Genomic DNA, 15,342 nt, shown 5'->3' with positions numbered 1-15,342 from the left:
GGGGTGTAGGGGTGTAGGGCGGGTTTCCCGACTTGAGGCATCTGGCGTTGTAGGGTGTAGGGGTGTAAGGAGGAAACTTGCTTTAATATCTTCAAACCATAGTTAACATATCGGTCAACAAAATAAGATACTCTTAAAATACGTATACAAAATATTTGTAACCGTAAATTTAGGAATTCAGGAGGCTGGACATTGCCACTATTACAAACACAACCTCAGGCTTTGTCAGACTCACAAAAAAATTGGGTTCTGTTCGGTGTCGGGCTGGGGGTGCTAATGTCTACCCTTGATGTAGGTATTATTAATGTAGCTCTACCCACACTAGTTAATCAGTTGCATTCCTCCTTTCCCCAAGCTCAGTGGACTGTGTTGAGTTACCAGTTAGTCAGTTCCGGTCTAGTTTTGGGTGCGACTCGTCTGGGCGATATGTTAGGTAAGAAACACCTCTATTTAGGGGGACTGATTCTATTTACCTTCAGTTCGCTATTGTGCGGTTTTGCATCTAGTATAAATTGGCTAATTGCTGCTCGCGCACTTCAGGGACTAGGCGCGGTGTTCATCTCCGGGCTTGGTTTAGCAATCATTACAGAAGTCTTTCCTAGCTCACAGCGGGGTCGGGCTGTGGGTATCATCGGCAGTGTGGTATCTTTGGGAATTGCTCTAGGTCCTTCGGCTGGGGGATTGCTTTTAGGATGGACAGGCTGGCGTAGCATTTTCCTAATCAATATACCACTGGGGATAGTAAGCAGTTTCCTAGTAGCTCGTGTGGTGCCACCTTCTGTGGTATTAGGGGGTAAACAACGCTTTGACCCCTTCGGAGCCTTATTAGCTCTGATGACGTTGGGCAGTTTTGGGCTAGGGATGACTCAAGGACAAAGCCAGGGCTTTAACAGTGTCAGCGCTAAGGAGCAAATTATGGCAGCTAAATTAGACGAAAAAGTGGCAATTATTACCGGAGCTTCCTCAGGGATTGGTGAAGCAACAGCGTGAACTTGCATTCAGAAATTATTTCTTCATATATTAAGGAGGTTAAGAGCAAAGTTTGCTTTCGGTTCAATTGGTGAACTACTTACAAAACAAATCTACATGTGCCTGTTATATTTGAATCTCAAATTCCTTAAGTTTTAGCTCTCCAGGATACTTGTCAAACATAGTAGAGTCTCGATAGAGATTTATTACTTCCTGTGCCATTTCTTTAAAAGACTGACGACTATCCTCACTCAAGTTGCCAATTAGAATTCCGCACCCCAACACACCAGGATTTACATCTAAAATATTTTTGTTAAGCAGAATTGATGCGATTTCAATTCCCTGTAACCTTGTTTGACTACTGGTGTTAGTCTGAGAGCTAAAAACATTGTGTAAAACTTCTCTTTCTTTTATGGTGTTAAATCCATACCATAGCATTCCCATAACACCTTTTCTCATTGCTAGACAAAAAGCATCAAAATAAGAATGCTCATTAGCATTTGTATGATGAATGAAGTAGGGATCAACATGAATAAAATCCCGTGTTCCAAGTTCTTCAAGCATACCTATAAGTCCATCTACTGAATCTTGATTTTTATAAGTAATTTTGCTGTTAATATTGAGTTTTTTCACAAAAACTGCTATTTGTTTTAAGCACATTTCTTCAATATCAAAAAACACAAATTTATTAGTTGATGCTTTTAAGATGTTTAATGCTAAAGCAGGTGAACCAAGGTATTTTGATAAGCCATTTTTGTTCTCAGATAGACTGCTGAGTATTTTCCAATAAACAGACTGCCGAATTAACTGAGAATTTTTGATGTTTTTTTCGATATGAAGAATTCCGTATTGTTGCTCAAAAGAGCCTGTAAGCTGATACTCTGGAGAGGCAGAATTTGTCTCGATATAGCTAATCGGTTGCTCGATAGCCAAAAATTCACATAAAGGAATATGCTTCCATATGTCTCCAATTCTTCCAAAATGTCTGTAACTCATAATTTGAATTTAATCAGATATAACTTGAAAAGTTTTTTTTCAAAAATTTTTGAATAGGTTGATACTGCTACTGTATTTCAAACAGTAGCAGATAAAGTGCTGGCATCTGTTTACTCAGATCTTGCACCTATCCGTATAAGCCTGGACTTAGTCAAAAGCAGCGCAAGAAAGTTACATCACTTTTCTTGGCTTTTATAGGTAAAATAAGAGCTTTAGGCTGAGTACTGAGTTTTCAACTCATATCAATTTTTATTGGTGCAAGATGTCAGTTTATTAATGCTCAACTAAACCAAATAGAGTAAGCGATATCAACAGGACGGTGTACGCTGACGCAAAATCCTAACACAGAAGAATCAGCCGCATATTTTTTTCAAGTAGTTCTAATTTGCCTTAGAAACTCAATATTTAATTCTAGTTTCTCTCCCAGCCACAAAGAATGCTCAGTATGATCTTGCACATCATCGCCTGTACTGGGATGAATGAGAATATCCAACCCCTCATGATTAAGCATTAACCACGGAACAACCTGGCTAAACTGATCCGGTGAAAATGCAACTTGATACATCGGTTTTGGGTGTGGACTAATAGGCTGCTCGTGCCAGCGTCCGAGCCGCACGTCAAATCTAGCACCCAATCCTTCGCGTACACGGGCAGCCGTATCACGACTTGCGGTATCGAAGTAGACATGAGCGTGAAAACCTGTAATTTCGATGGTATCTTCTTTCATCGGGTTTACTTTACTTGTCGCTCTCAAATCTCAGCAGTATTTACGTTTGATGGTATTTTGAGCCTCGTTTCTGACAAAATCTAGAAGACTGTCGCTTTTTTAGCGATCGCGTAGCGCGCCCTGTGCCCGAGGCACGAAGTGCCTCCCCTGAACGGAGTTCAGGGAGCCAGTCTCCGACTGGCTCGGTCTTGAGGGCGATCGCCATGATGTGAGCGCTCATTCCTAGTGTAGAAGGTTCAGTTTCCAACCAACGAATAGATTGTAAGAGTCTTTCGCGGCGACTTGGCTGACTCCAATGTTCCTCAAAGTTTTGTAGCAACCAGCCCGAACCTTCGATCGCTAATATATTTTCACAAGATAAGCCTGCTTCTTCCACCTCTGCTTTCAGTTCTTCAGGATGGTGAAAGAATGCTGTTGTAAAATAAGCAGGATGATTGCTGGGATTGCGATGTTGCCCCTCGGCTAAATCCCGTTGAACAATTGCTACAAACTCTGGATCGTCGAGATATCCGCGAAACAATCCGTCTAAAGTGGAAGCAAAGCGAGAAATTCCAACAGCAAAAACAAGACCTCCATTTTTTAAAATACGATGAGTCTCGCGCAATGCTGCTATGCGGTCGCTGCGCTCGATCAGGTGATACAGTAGTCCAAGCAAAACAACTGCATCAACGCTGGCATCGGCTCGATTTAATTGGCGGGCATCGCCAACTGCTATACTTGCAAGTGGATGAGCGCGCTGAGTCTGGGAATAAATCTGGGCTTGCTCTATATGCAAGGGAACCGCATCAATTAGATGAACTTCATAACCCTGCTGGGCAAGCCAAAAAGCATAGATGCCATTCCCGCCGCCAACATCAAAAATAACTGCGGGCGGAGGGGGTAAGTAGCGACTGAGAAGTTCTTGAGTGCGAGCTAATTCAAGCTGACCAACACCTTTTGATAATCTATGAGCTTCCCGACCATTTTCATAGTGGGTTAGCGCTTCGTCTGAAAGCAAGCTCTGTAACCTAGACGAGTCTGACATGATGTTTGTCCTAAATTTTAAATCTTGCTGAGGTGAGAATAAAGGCATTTTATGAAAATTTTAGATATTTTAGGCGATAGCTTAGCTGCTGCGCGGAGCGCAGATCGCTTCCTTAATATCACTCACCAATTCATCAATCCTTGCCTGAGTTGTATTCCAAGAACACATAAACCGCACTCCTCCCACACCGATAAATGTATAAAACTGCCAATTCTTCTCTCTTAAACTTGTAATAACTTGTTCGGGTAACTTCACAAAAACAGCATTGGCTTCTCTCGGAAACATCATCTCAACGCCTTCTATTTTTAGCAATTGATTTTCTAAATATTCAGCACATTGATTTGCATGACGTGCATTCTTAAACCAAGCACCAGTTTCCAATAATCCCAGCCAAGGAGCCGAGATAAATCGCATTTTGGATGCAAGTTGCCCCGCTTGTTTACAGCGATAGGCAAAATCTTCTGCTAATGCTTTATTAAAAAAAATAATTGCTTCCCCTAACGCCATGCCATTTTTTGTACCGCAAAAACACAATACATCTACTCCACTCTTCCAGGTAATCTCAGCCGGACTTTTATTCATGGCAACTACTGCATTGGCAAAACGAGCGCCATCCATGTGAATCTTTAAGTTGTACTTTTGTGCGACTGACTTAATGGCAACCAGTTCATCAATTGAATACAAAGTTCCTAATTCTGTCGATTGAGTCAGACTAATGACTTTAGGTTTGGGATAGTGAATATCAGCCCGCTTATTGACAATTGCTTCTATCGCTTCTGGAGTTAACTTGCCATTTTCCCCTTTAGCAAGTAGCAGCTTGGAACCATTAGAAGCAAATTCCGGTGCACCACATTCATCAGTTTCGATATGGGCGTTTTCATGACAAATGACACTATGGTAAGATTGACATAATGCAGCCAATGATAAGGAATTTGCCGCAGTACCATTAAAGACAAAAAAGACTTCGCAATCAATTTCAAATAAGTCTCTAAAATAGTCTGCAGCTAATGAAGTCCATTCATCATTTCCATAAGCAGGAGCACTACCTTGATTTGCCTTCATCATGTATTCCAATGCTTCCGGACAAATCCCAGAGTTATTATCGCTAGCAAACTGCTCTAAATTAAAATTCATGTGCTACTTATAGTTTTAAGCTTTCTAGGAAATATTCCATGTTACCAAAGTTGTGGGCGGATTCCTACAAGGAAGGCTTTTGTCAAGGAAAATATAATTCCAAACATTGATTTTGTCTTAATTTGTGTGATATTCTACTTAAAACAAATATAATACAGTTACTTGATAAGTTTAGCGTAAATTACATTTCAGGTGACAAGCTCACCTGCAAAAGCATACTTTGGATGAGGAGAGAATCGCGTTATGCCTAAAGACTGGTTAGAATGGCACGACCTCTACAATACTGAGCCAAAATTGCAACAACGCTTGCAAATTGTGCGGGAATACATTTCTCATAGTTTGGATGCGTCCCCACCAGGAATAATCCGTGTAGTGAGTGTTTGCGCGGGTGATGGACGAGATTTATTGGGAACCCTCGCAAGTCACCCTCGTGCAAAAGATGTCCATGCACGACTCGTTGAGATCAATCCCCAACTAGTTGAACGTGGACGCGCAAGTATAGAATCCTTGGGTTTGGCACAGCAAATTGAGTTTATCAATGGTGATGCAACTATTTCCTCCAACTATGTAGGAGCAGTACCAGCAGACATTGTGATTGTGTGCGGTATCTTTGGTAATCTTGCTGATGAAGCTGAACTTAATCGCTTGCTAGGAAACCTAAGTTTTCTAAGTAAACAAGGTGCTTTTGTAATTTGGACTCGCGGACACTCTAACGGTATTCCCTACTCTGAGACTGTGCGTAGATTTTTACGTGAATCTGGATTTGAGGAAGTTAACTTCAAACTCACTGCAACAGGAGATATGGGAGTAGGTCTTCATCGTTACAGGGGTGAAAACTTGCCTACACCCAAAGAGCAACAGTTATTTGTGTTTTCTGGTGTTGCTAATAAAGCAAGGTAAAAAATATCTATAAATCAGAACCGCTCTTTCACAGCGCTACTGCTCGGTGGTGACGATCGCGATCGCGAAGCCGTCGTACCCTTTGCTGCCCACCGTCTGGATTGCCGTAGCACTCACGTGCGGAGACTCGGCGAGCAGCTCGTTGAAGCGGCGCACACCCTGGACGCTGGGATCGCCACTCTTAGCATCCACCACAGCTCCGTTACGCACAACATTATCGGCGACGATCAGGGTGCCGCGACGAGAAAGCTTGAGCGCCCACGCGAAGTAATCTGGATTGCTTGGCTTGTCGGCGTCGATGAAAATCAGGTCAAATGGGTCGCGACCCTCCGCGACGAGCTGCGGCAGTGTATCCAGCGCTCGCCCGAGACGTAACTCAACGACATCAGACAGACCAGCGTGCGCGATGTTGGCGCGGGCAACTTCGGCGTGCTTTGGGTTAGCCTCCAGTGTGATCAGGCGACCGTCAGCGGGCAGCGATCGCGCCAGCCAGATCGTGCTGTAGCCCCCCAGTGTGCCAATCTCCAGGATGGTGCGCGCCCCTTGAACCCGCGCCAACAGCAGCAGCAGCTTGCCCTGGTTAGGGGAAACGTTATGCGGCGGCAGACCGGCTGCGGCGCTGGTCTGGAGCGTCGCATCCAGCGCGGGATCGGGCGGCACAAACAAATCGGTGATGTAGCGGTCAACCGCAGTCCATTGCTCTTGAGTCATAGATCCTCGTTTCGGTGAATATAAGCTATTTGCGATCGCTTAGGCGATTTTTGAAAAAGAAATTACCAGCTAAAGTGGTCGAATCAAAATATCCCATTGTCTCCTCTGGTTTTTTCCCCACGAGAATAATCCCCAATATTAACGGTAGCTTTACAGTCCATGCTTAGTCGTTTGACAAGCGTGCTTGTTGCTTGCTGATCAAATTCTTTAATGTTGTTGAAGATGTCGTCTGTTTGTGCAATTTTTTTTGAGGTTTGGCTTTTACAACGCTAGCGTTGACGATAGCCCATTCGGTTCAATACTTGTGCCATTGTACTGGCTCCTGGCAATTGCTCCTGGCTAAATCCCTGCTCTTTTAGTTCTTTCAATGCCGATGCTGCGGTTAGTCGGGTATAGGCTAATGATGTTTTAAATGTCGGGTCTTGTTGAGCATAAGATTGCAAGAAGCTGTTGCAGTGACAACGCAGCTTTTGGTTGTTTCTCCTCCCAACGCTTTGCTCCACATTTGGTTGACTGTAATCCCATACAAGTTATTCCTGTTCGTTTTTGGGCCAATCCTACCTCTATATTCTGTCTACCCCAACCAAATACTGTTTCTGCCAGCCTTGCACTACCCTTGCAATATTTCAATGCCATTTCAGCCTGAAAACCCCGACGTTCTACTCCATTCATTTTCGATGCTGCCAACCGCAAGTCTTCGATTTGCGACGATGTTAATGCTTTGGGTGCGCCTGCGAGGGCTAACCTATCCAAATGCTTTCTCCTGTTTCCTTCGCATCAAGAGTACATTTTACCTCCATCGGTAAATTCTTTCCTAGAAATCACCTAAGGCTATCGCATACAACTACCTTTGCGCCAAAATCAGCCAATAAGAGAGCCAAAACTTATCAATAGCCTCATGACTTACTCAATGGAGTAGCTAAACCATCAATGCTGACCAGATTTTTTTGCTGATGATATTCTTTAAGTCCGGCTTCACCTTTTTTCTTTGCCCATTTGACTAAAGTCTCCCTCTGTCCTTTATATTCATAAAGTGGTACGCCAAAACCACAAGAGGTCTGCACTCTTGAGATATCCGCTACAATAATTTGACGCGCTCCGGGAATCTCTGAAAACAAGGGATACAGAGTTTCCCATTCTGGCGAACTGGGAATAACTGTGTATCCTTTACCGTAGAGACGGAGAATACTTGGGGGTTCAGCAAAAGCGCAAAACATAAAAGTAATTCGCCCATTTTCTTGCAGATGGGCTGAGGTTTCGTTACCACTACCTGTCACGTCCAAGTAACCTACACGATGGGGAGAAAGAACGCGAAAACCTCCTAGACCTTTAGGAGAAAGGTTAACATGACCAGTGGGACTTAAGGGTGCAGAACCTACAAAGAAAAGGTGTTGAGCTTCAATAAATTCTTGCAGTTCTTCAGTGATGGATTCAAAAAGTTTAGCCATAGATTGAATAGTTCCTGTTGATAAATGCCCGACGTTCTACTCCATTCATTTTCGATGCTGCCAACCGCAAGTCTTCGATTTGCGATGATGTTAATGCTTTGGGTGCGCCTGCTGGGGCTAAGGTATCCAAAATGCTTTCTCGTGTTTCCTTCGCATCAAGAGTACATTTTACCTCCATCGGTAAATTTTTTCATAGAAATCACCTCAAGCCTAACCATGAATAAAAAAGTAAATAGTCATACTAAAAGCAACAACCATCACAACTCTACGAATTAAAAGGGGTTCAAGCCTACGAGCATAGTTAGCGCATAAGTAACCACCAAGAGAACCACCGACAGCCATCAAAATAGCTTGATGCCAAGCAATGACACCTGCAAAAATAAAGGGAATAATGGCAATTCCATTAATGCAACTCCCTAGAAACGTCTTAAAGGCGTTCATGGTGTGAATATTTTTGATTCCCAAAAACGTCAGGGTTGCTAGCATTAAAATACCTAAACCTGCGCCAAAGAAACCACCGTAGATGGCGATCGCTAGTTGGGCTAACATGAGGTTTAACAACGGTGGGGATTCTGATGACTTTTGACTCTGACGCTGAAACCATGTTTTGAGCGGTTCACCGAAGGTAAACACGAGCGTTGCTAGCAGCAATAGATACGGAATTAGCTTTTGAAAAACATCTGGAGAGGTATATAACAAAGCAACAGAACCAAGCACTCCACCGACTAAACTGATGCCACACAGTAAGAAGAATTGCCGTCGCGGGATGCTTAAATTCTGACGATATGCTCCTGCACTCGCCAAAGCCGCTACCCATAAAGCAGTATTATTTGTTGCATTGGCAGTGATTGGAGGTACACCCGTAAAAATCAGGACTGGAAATGTAATAAAACTTCCACCCCCTGCCACAGCATTGAGTCCACCCGCAATAAACGCGGTAATAAACAGAAGTAAGGTATGGAACATCATAAAAGATAAATTGTGATATGGTATTTGTCAGTAGACTTGTTACACAATTGATTTCTAGCGAGTAGAAAAGAGTAAACTTTTAGAAAATACTAGACCTACTTTCTTGATTGACATGAAACTTTACTACATCACCTTGAATAATTCAGATGAAGCACGTCATATCGGTCGTGCTTTGTTGGAACAAAAACTAGCTGTTTGTGTTAATTGGTTTCCCATTACCTGCGCTTATATATGGAAAGGAGAAATCACAGAAGAACCAGAAGTCGTTTTGATTGTAAAAACTCAATCAGGTTATCGGGAGCAAATTGAAGAAGTGATTCGCCAGCATATTAATTACACTAACTTTATTGCAGAAATCTCACCCACAGAAATCAACAATACCTTCTTAGAATGGCTGAATGCTGAAGTTCCTTTACCTCTAAAAAAAAACTATAGCGACTAAATTTAAAAACCAAGAATCCCGACTTCTGGTGGGAAGTCGGGATTCTTATTTCTGACGGATGTAAGCGTTTTGATTAAACAAAGGTACGCAATCGCTAACATTAAAAGCCGCTGCTAATTCAACATCTAACTCAAAACCTTTGGCAATCAACTCTTTTCCAGAACTGCATTGTTTCAAATACGTTAATAAATCATGCTTGAATGCATGAAATGCTACTACAGCAGTTTCTGCTTCTGGTGAAAGATTGCCATTTAAATAACTAAGAATTGCCCCTGCGCCAATTAAATCTTCAAATGCTGGACGTAGAGTACCATCTTCCCACTTTTCACCTGCAGGAATCACTGCAATTCGAGATCCATACCTTTGAGCAAATTTTGCCACAGCTTCACTATTTCGCAAACAACCAGCTATGGTGGGAGTGTTAAGAGTCAGCAACGTTAGAGAGGAACCATTGGGAGATGGTACAACCAGCTTAGTTCCCGCAGGAATTTTAGTTAGAGATGCAGGAGAAAGCGAATAACCGTCTTTGGATAAACGACCTTTTGATAATTCTGCTTGTACAGACTGTGCATAGTCAAGGGCAGACTGATCTCTCCATTGGTAGGGATAAATGATTGCACCATTGTTTGTGGCAATTTCTGTTGAAGTTGAGAAAGATAGAACATCAACTATAACAATGACATCACTAATAGGTGCGAGTTCAGAAACTCCTTTTGCACCCCATTCGCAACGTAGATCAAATTCTACTTGGTCAAAAATCATTTTATCTGCTCGTGAATTTTTATGATAGGATTGTGTGTTTTTCTGCTATTTCTATCCGATTTCCAGCGGGATCGCGCAGAAAGAATCGCGCATGTCCTGGTATTGGTTGTTGATCGGGAATAATTTCCACACTATGCGATCGCAGGTGTTTTTGGAAAGCCTGCAAATCACTTACTAAGTAACAAATATGTCGCCGAGATGCTGCATTATCTGGTTTTTTTTCCGTACTAACATGAATCTGAATATTTCCCAGAACATACCAAGCACCTCCATTTGCTTTGATTGTCTCAGGTTTAGGAATTTCAGTGAGTCCCAAAACTTTGCCGTAAAAAAATAGCATTGCATCTTCTGCTTCTGGGGAAGATGTCACTTGGATATGATCAATTGCATCCAACCACATGATTACTTAGTCCAACTTTTAGAGAATTGCTTTACTTGAACAAAACTTTTTCAAAGACAAAAGCATCAACCCAAACATCCGAATTAAAAATTAGTTCTCCTACTCTCAGGTATCCTCGACTTGCGTAGAAAGACAAGAGTTTTTTATAAGTTTTCACAGCATCCAATCGCACAGTCAGATATCCATTAGTAAGTGCCAATTTTTCAATAGTTCCCAAACACCATGTCCCTAGTCCTTGTCCTTGTCGTTCTGGTAGCACAGCTAATTTATGCACATACACCGCAGGTACATCTGAAATTTACCAATGAATTTTTCCATACTTGATGTAGCTAAGAGGTACTTTAGATGCAAACTCTAAGGTGAAAGTACCTACCAAACTTTCACCTACTTTGAGTGCATAAACCTCTAACTTTTCTGCATCTTTGAGCATATTTTCGAGGGGATAGATAGGAGGTATCCAATGCGTTAAACCAAATCTTACTTGCAGATCAAGTCCACAGGCTATAAGAATTTCGTGCAAGAGCGGAACATCAGTAGCGCTGACGCGATAGATGATAGGTTGCATTCTTAACTTTTATTTGGCTGTAGAACTAATTACGCTACTCATTTTCAAATACTGTATCTTTATCAATATACAGTATTATACTACGGAGAGACATTGTGAAAAATCCTAACTGTTTGCAAAGATGACCAACACAGCGACAAATACAGCAATTAGCACTACAAGAGTCAAAATCCCCAATGGTGATTTGCACATAGATGCTTATCTGGCTGAACCTGAGGGTGAAGGAACTTTCCCGGCTGTAATTGTGGTTCAGGAAATTTTTGGGGTGAATATTCACATCTAGGAAGTGACGGAGAAATTAGCTATCGCTTGCTTTTCGCCTCTGTCTGTGCAAGAGTTCTATTTAAAAGCTATTAACTACTGGAAAAGCGTCATGCAAGCCGAAGCAACATACCGATAACCCAGCGAGACTTGGCTCACGTCAACAGAGAACTAAGACGTTTAGTAGTATGAAGGAATGTAATATTTTTAGAAACAACATTTGTGTTAGTACAACTGGCAGAATCTGACTCTCAAATTTTAGGGTGTTTCCCTGTGATATCCCAGTTACGCCCGCACCTTCAGCAGGCTGACTTCGTAGAACAAGTTCGGTATCAGATGAAAGAAGGATATAAACTTGCCTTTTTGCAAAAAGAAGAGCAAACTTTAGCAGTGGCGGGATTTCGTATTTCTAACTGTTTGGCATTAGGAAAGTTTTTGTACATTGATGACTTAGTTGTTGATGAGTTAAAGCAGTCACAAGGTTACGGTAAACAGTTATTCCAGTGGCTAATTGAATATGCTCAAAATCATCAGTGTCAACACCTTAGCCTTGATTCTGGAGTCCAGCGATTTCAAGCTCACAGATTTTATCTCATGCAGCGTATGAGTATTACAAGCCATCACTTTTCGATGGAGTTATAGTGACAATTTATCAGCTTGGCGGTTTATTAAATAGGTATTGTTCTGCCTACTGATCACAAAATTCATCAAGCACCTGAGAAATTAGTAAAGTTAACCACATGAAATACGTTAATCTTGGCAAAACCGGACTGAAAGTATCGCGTCTGTCTCTTGGTACAATGACTTATGGCTCCCGCAAATGGCGAGAATGGGTACTAGAAGAAGAAGAAAGTCGCCCATTTATCAAACTGGCTTTGGAGTTGGGGATTAATTTCTTTGATACCGCCGATGTTTACTCTTTGGGTGTTAGCGAAGAGATTCTCGGAAGGGCACTCAAAGACTTTGCCAGAAGAGATCAAGTCATCATTGCTACCAAAGTTTACAACCAAGTAGGTGATGGACCCAACGACAGAGGACTATCTCGCAAACATATTTTTGATAGCATTGATGCCTCATTACGACGCCTACAGACAGATTATGTAGATTTGTACCAAATTCATCGTTGGGACAACGAAACACCGATTGAGGAAACTTTAGAGGCATTGCATGATGTCGTGAAATCGGGTAAGGTTCGTTACATTGGTGCATCAAGTATGTACGCATGGCAGTTTGCCAAAGCTCTTTACACAGCAGACAAACACGGCTGGACGCGCTTTGTTTCCATGCAAAATCACTACAACCTAGTTTATCGGGAAGAAGAACGAGAGGTCATACCATTATCTCGCGCAGAAGGGATTGGGATAATTCCCTGGAGTCCCCTTGCACGAGGCTTTTTAGCTGGGAATCGGCGTCCCCAAGGTTATGGTGAAACCATTCGTGCTAAAACCGATGAATTTGCCCACAATCTCTACTATGACGAATCAGATTTTCAAATAGTCGATCGCGTCGTAGACTTAGCTAAACAACGTCAAGTTACCCCAACACAGATTGCTCTAGCTTGGCTGTTGCACCAACCGGGTGTAACGGCTCCTATTATTGGTGCTAGTAAAATAGAACATCTCAAAGATTCAGTAGAGGCTGTGGATTTGGTACTTTCTGAAGACGAGCGGAAGTTGCTTGAGGAACCTTACAAACCTCACCCCATCTTAGGGCGCGGCGGGGCGTCCGGCGGACTTGTCGGATCATCGAACGCAGTGTGGGCAGCAAACCGCGCCCGTCCATCCTCCGCAGAATCAAAGCACTTGATAAATAGCGCTTCGTTCGGTTGCAATTGCGGAAAGTAGAACCACCGGTGCGTCGGGTTGTATGTAATCGCGTAAGTCTCGCCAATGCGATCGCGGTATACCAGGTCGCCAGCTACCAAGTCTTTGGGCGCTATGCTTTGCGCGTCACACACTGCCAATGGAGACTCTTGGACTGGTTTAGCAATCGGTCGCCAGACGTTGACAATGCTGAACCGATGTTGCAGAAGTTCATCGGGGTCATCTGTACCAAGTGCTGTCAACACCGCACGGGCGCGACTATAGCCAGACTTGGCGGTGAAGTCGTTGTGTACCCGCTTTACTGGCTCCTTTGCACCGTTCTCACTCTGCTTCGCCCGCTCATTATTACGAAGGTTGTGATCGAACACCAATACCTTTTTTGCGCCCGTTACATCTGCCAAAAGTTGTTCGGCTTCTGGGTAGTAGACGCGACGTACCTCGTCCTCATCGTAAAAGTCGCGGACGGCGCTTTTGTGAGCGGCGTAAGCGAAGCCCTCTTGGTCTAAGGATAAATCTTGTGCAATCGCTCTAGCATTGCGGATCGGCAGCTTGTGCGCCTCGTACACTCCGTTCTGTCTTGGAACACCTGGTGGTGGTTCGTAGGTGTAGTTAACAGGCTTTTGGGCCATTGGAGTCAGGTAATTGAGAACTGCCTCAACATAAGGCAAATCCTCTAAGACGGGTTTGGATAAAATTGGGCTGGATAGGCTCATAGGTTGCATCCTTGTGTTCAATGTTTTGGTGACAAACCACGCTGTAAGAAAGCATTGCCCTACTTTTGAGCGGCACCCACTGCTGTAGGTTCACCGAGAATCTTGGTAAATCGCTCTATATAATAGCTGACCGGATTTTCAACTGCCCGAATTGTAGGGCGATCGCGCAGTGTATTCCACCATTGCTGCAAGCGAGCTGTTTCTGCTGGTAGTGTGAATTTACGGAAGTGTTCCAAAAGGGGCAAGCGTTCAAACCAAGGATAAAAGCTGATATCAACTAAACTCAGTTTATCCCCTAACCAGTACTGACCATCACCGGATAGCTTGCCTAATCCTTCTTGCTCAATGTACAAAAGGGATTCTAGGAACTCTCTTCGTCCCTGTTCCTGTTCGCTGCTATCTTTACCCCGTAGGAATTTGTTAAAGGCAGGTACTAAGCGAGTGTTGGCGTAATCGATCCAGATACGGGCTATTGCTTTTGCTCCCGGATCGTGGGGTAATAGAGGTGGTTCCGGGAAGACTTCATCTAGATACTCATTAATGATGGCAGACTCATATATCTCAATATCCCCATGTTTGATGGCTGGGACTTTGCCATAGCGGGAAACCTGTGTGAACTTATCCGGTTTGTTCTGTAAGTCAATTTCAATGGGAGTAAAGTCAATTCCTTTTTCCAGCAAAACAACACGGGTTCGTTGGGAGAAGGTAGAGCCTTTGGCGAAGTAAAGTTCTATGTTGCTCATGGAATGGTTTCCTTGTAAATATTGCGCTTATGTTATGGAGTTGCACTCGTCGGGTGTGGCGCAGGGCGAAGTATTGCTTAAAGAAATTGGGAGAATTTGCTTATAGGATTGCAACGCCTCCCGAATTTATCAGGCTGCGAGCGGGATGATGAAAACCCTTTTCTTTAGAAAGGGGATGAAATACGACACGACGGGTTTTAACCCGACGTTTCTTTTTTTCCAGAATGTATGGACAAGATAGCGTATACTCTTATTACAAGTGGTAAACAACCCACAGATTAAAGGTATCTCAGCCTTGTTTGGGCTTGTCGAGACAAATATCACCCTAGAGCATGTAATGGTGACGCGACCTGTAATACGAAGCAATTAGAAATTGCAGAGAAATTAGCCCAATAAAATTCAGATCCATCTGGGGAGGGACGCTTCCTGGATGTAAAACTAAAATGCTTGTTGAGACGGTCTGGCGGGGGTGGAGTCATGGGGCAAAGCCTAGTTAAGAGTCAATGAAACAGGAAGAAGAAGTGCTACGGAGTAAAGCTTTAGCTTTCGGAGTAGCAACCTTTAAGAATCCTCGTGCATTTATGCCGAGGAGTACGTCAACTATGGAAATTTGGAATTCTCCCTGGCAGGTATCTACACCAGCCAAGCTACATAATACTGTATGTCTGTCTGTTTACAGTATTATATACTGATAGTGTATTCCAAAGATATAGAGATTGCCTGAGAAAAGTGATGAAAGCCTCCTTGGGTTCTTA

The 15,342-nt window shown here is 43.1% G+C and carries 19 protein-coding genes and 3 pseudogenes; 6 read left to right on the top strand and 16 right to left on the bottom strand.

Features of this window, described 5'->3' with window-relative positions; translation table 11 throughout:
* Positions 1 to 192: 192 nt before the first annotated feature.
* A complete protein-coding gene (locus tag DP116_RS08070) occupies positions 193 to 990 on the top strand; it encodes an MFS transporter (protein WP_211173152.1) in 798 nt (265 codons plus the stop codon).
* Positions 991 to 1,095: 105 nt separating this feature from the next.
* Here DP116_RS08070 and DP116_RS08065 read toward each other — a convergent pair whose 3' ends face one another.
* The 4 genes from DP116_RS08065 to DP116_RS08050 all read right to left on the bottom strand — a co-directional run bounded on the left by DP116_RS08065 (position 1,096) and on the right by DP116_RS08050 (position 4,850).
* Entirely contained in the window at positions 1,096 to 1,902 is an 807-nt protein-coding gene (locus DP116_RS08065; protein WP_211173151.1) for a 23S rRNA (adenine(2030)-N(6))-methyltransferase RlmJ, read from the bottom strand.
* Positions 1,903 to 2,335: 433 nt separating this feature from the next.
* Complete coding sequence (locus tag DP116_RS08060) at positions 2,336 to 2,692, bottom strand: DOPA 4,5-dioxygenase family protein (RefSeq protein WP_169154693.1); 357 nt, start codon at positions 2,690 to 2,692, stop codon at positions 2,336 to 2,338.
* Positions 2,693 to 2,732: 40 nt separating this feature from the next.
* Entirely contained in the window at positions 2,733 to 3,716 is a 984-nt protein-coding gene (locus DP116_RS08055) for a class I SAM-dependent methyltransferase (protein WP_169154692.1), read from the bottom strand.
* 81 nt (positions 3,717 to 3,797) lie between these two features.
* Entirely contained in the window at positions 3,798 to 4,850 is a 1,053-nt protein-coding gene (locus DP116_RS08050; RefSeq protein WP_169154691.1) for a threonine aldolase family protein, read from the bottom strand.
* 243 nt (positions 4,851 to 5,093) lie between these two features.
* On the opposite strand from DP116_RS08050, the gene DP116_RS08045 reads away from it, so the two are divergent.
* The gene (locus DP116_RS08045; RefSeq protein ID WP_169154690.1) at positions 5,094 to 5,750 is read left to right on the top strand and encodes a class I SAM-dependent methyltransferase family protein; all 657 of its coding nucleotides are present in this window, start codon (positions 5,094 to 5,096) and stop codon (positions 5,748 to 5,750) included.
* Positions 5,751 to 5,786: 36 nt separating this feature from the next.
* Here DP116_RS08045 and DP116_RS08040 read toward each other — a convergent pair whose 3' ends face one another.
* The 6 genes and pseudogenes from DP116_RS08040 to DP116_RS08020 all read right to left on the bottom strand — a co-directional run bounded on the left by DP116_RS08040 (position 5,787) and on the right by DP116_RS08020 (position 8,878).
* Positions 5,787 to 6,461 (bottom strand): O-methyltransferase, encoded by a 675-nt coding sequence (locus DP116_RS08040; RefSeq protein WP_169154689.1) that lies wholly within the window; start codon positions 6,459 to 6,461, stop codon positions 5,787 to 5,789.
* A gap of 83 nt (positions 6,462 to 6,544) precedes the next feature.
* Positions 6,545 to 6,964, bottom strand: a pseudogene (locus DP116_RS30695) (ISAzo13-like element transposase-related protein).
* Complete coding sequence (locus tag DP116_RS28480; protein WP_211173149.1) at positions 6,870 to 7,214, bottom strand: hypothetical protein; 345 nt, start codon at positions 7,212 to 7,214, stop codon at positions 6,870 to 6,872. Before DP116_RS28480 ends, DP116_RS30695 begins: the two are co-directional and overlap by 95 nt.
* A 143-nt stretch (positions 7,215 to 7,357) precedes the next feature.
* Positions 7,358 to 7,909 (bottom strand): pyridoxamine 5'-phosphate oxidase family protein, encoded by a 552-nt coding sequence (locus tag DP116_RS08030; protein ID WP_169154688.1) that lies wholly within the window; start codon positions 7,907 to 7,909, stop codon positions 7,358 to 7,360.
* On the bottom strand, positions 7,902 to 8,087 hold the full coding sequence (locus DP116_RS08025) for a hypothetical protein (protein WP_169154687.1): 186 nt from the start codon (positions 8,085 to 8,087) through the stop codon (positions 7,902 to 7,904). Before DP116_RS08025 ends, DP116_RS08030 begins: the two co-directional genes overlap by 8 nt.
* Before the next feature lie 32 nt (positions 8,088 to 8,119).
* On the bottom strand, positions 8,120 to 8,878 hold the full coding sequence (locus DP116_RS08020; RefSeq protein ID WP_169154686.1) for a sulfite exporter TauE/SafE family protein: 759 nt from the start codon (positions 8,876 to 8,878) through the stop codon (positions 8,120 to 8,122).
* A 112-nt stretch (positions 8,879 to 8,990) separates the two neighbouring features.
* Here DP116_RS08020 and cutA point away from each other — a divergent pair, with 112 nt between their 5' ends.
* Positions 8,991 to 9,320: a divalent-cation tolerance protein CutA gene (cutA, locus tag DP116_RS08015; RefSeq protein WP_169154685.1), complete on the top strand. Its 330-nt coding sequence runs from the start codon at positions 8,991 to 8,993 to the stop codon at positions 9,318 to 9,320.
* Between the two features lie 45 nt (positions 9,321 to 9,365).
* Here cutA and DP116_RS08010 read toward each other — a convergent pair whose 3' ends face one another.
* From DP116_RS08010 to DP116_RS07995, 4 genes are read right to left on the bottom strand one after another with little or no spacing between them, the layout of a single operon-like run.
* Positions 9,366 to 10,082: a 2-phosphosulfolactate phosphatase gene (locus DP116_RS08010; protein ID WP_169154684.1), complete on the bottom strand. Its 717-nt coding sequence runs from the start codon at positions 10,080 to 10,082 to the stop codon at positions 9,366 to 9,368.
* Between the two features lie 19 nt (positions 10,083 to 10,101).
* Positions 10,102 to 10,482, bottom strand: coding sequence for a VOC family protein (locus DP116_RS08005; RefSeq protein ID WP_169154683.1), 381 nt, complete (start codon positions 10,480 to 10,482; stop codon positions 10,102 to 10,104).
* 31 nt (positions 10,483 to 10,513) lie between these two features.
* Positions 10,514 to 10,756 carry a GNAT family N-acetyltransferase gene (locus DP116_RS08000; RefSeq protein ID WP_169154682.1) on the bottom strand — a complete coding sequence of 81 codons (243 nt, stop codon included), beginning with the start codon at positions 10,754 to 10,756 and terminating at the stop codon, positions 10,514 to 10,516.
* Between the two features lie 24 nt (positions 10,757 to 10,780).
* Positions 10,781 to 11,047, bottom strand: coding sequence for a hypothetical protein (locus DP116_RS07995; protein WP_169154681.1), 267 nt, complete (start codon positions 11,045 to 11,047; stop codon positions 10,781 to 10,783).
* 121 nt (positions 11,048 to 11,168) lie between these two features.
* Here DP116_RS07995 and DP116_RS07990 point away from each other — a divergent pair.
* The 3 genes and pseudogenes from DP116_RS07990 to DP116_RS07980 form a co-directional block, all read left to right on the top strand.
* Positions 11,169 to 11,327: pseudogene (locus DP116_RS07990) on the top strand (dienelactone hydrolase family protein); the annotation flags it as partial.
* A gap of 203 nt (positions 11,328 to 11,530) precedes the next feature.
* A complete protein-coding gene (locus DP116_RS07985; RefSeq protein WP_169154680.1) occupies positions 11,531 to 11,950 on the top strand; it encodes a GNAT family N-acetyltransferase in 420 nt (139 codons plus the stop codon).
* 98 nt (positions 11,951 to 12,048) lie between these two features.
* On the top strand, positions 12,049 to 13,152 hold the full coding sequence (locus DP116_RS07980) for an aldo/keto reductase (protein ID WP_339381652.1): 1,104 nt from the start codon (positions 12,049 to 12,051) through the stop codon (positions 13,150 to 13,152).
* On the opposite strand, the pseudogene DP116_RS07975 reads toward DP116_RS07980, so the two are convergent.
* Both DP116_RS07975 and DP116_RS07970 read right to left on the bottom strand, forming a co-directional pair.
* A pseudogene (locus tag DP116_RS07975) lies at positions 13,080 to 13,760 on the bottom strand (CmcJ/NvfI family oxidoreductase); the annotation flags it as partial. The gene DP116_RS07980 and the pseudogene DP116_RS07975 overlap by 73 nt on opposite strands.
* Positions 13,761 to 13,903: 143 nt before the next feature.
* A complete protein-coding gene (locus DP116_RS07970) occupies positions 13,904 to 14,587 on the bottom strand; it encodes a glutathione S-transferase family protein (RefSeq protein ID WP_169154678.1) in 684 nt (227 codons plus the stop codon).
* Positions 14,588 to 15,342 lie beyond the last annotated feature (755 nt).

This window comes from Brasilonema bromeliae SPC951, from assembly GCF_012912135.1.
Taxonomy (GTDB): Bacteria; Cyanobacteriota; Cyanobacteriia; order Cyanobacteriales; family Nostocaceae; genus Brasilonema; species Brasilonema bromeliae.
This window is presented reverse-complemented; position numbering and strand designations above follow the sequence as displayed.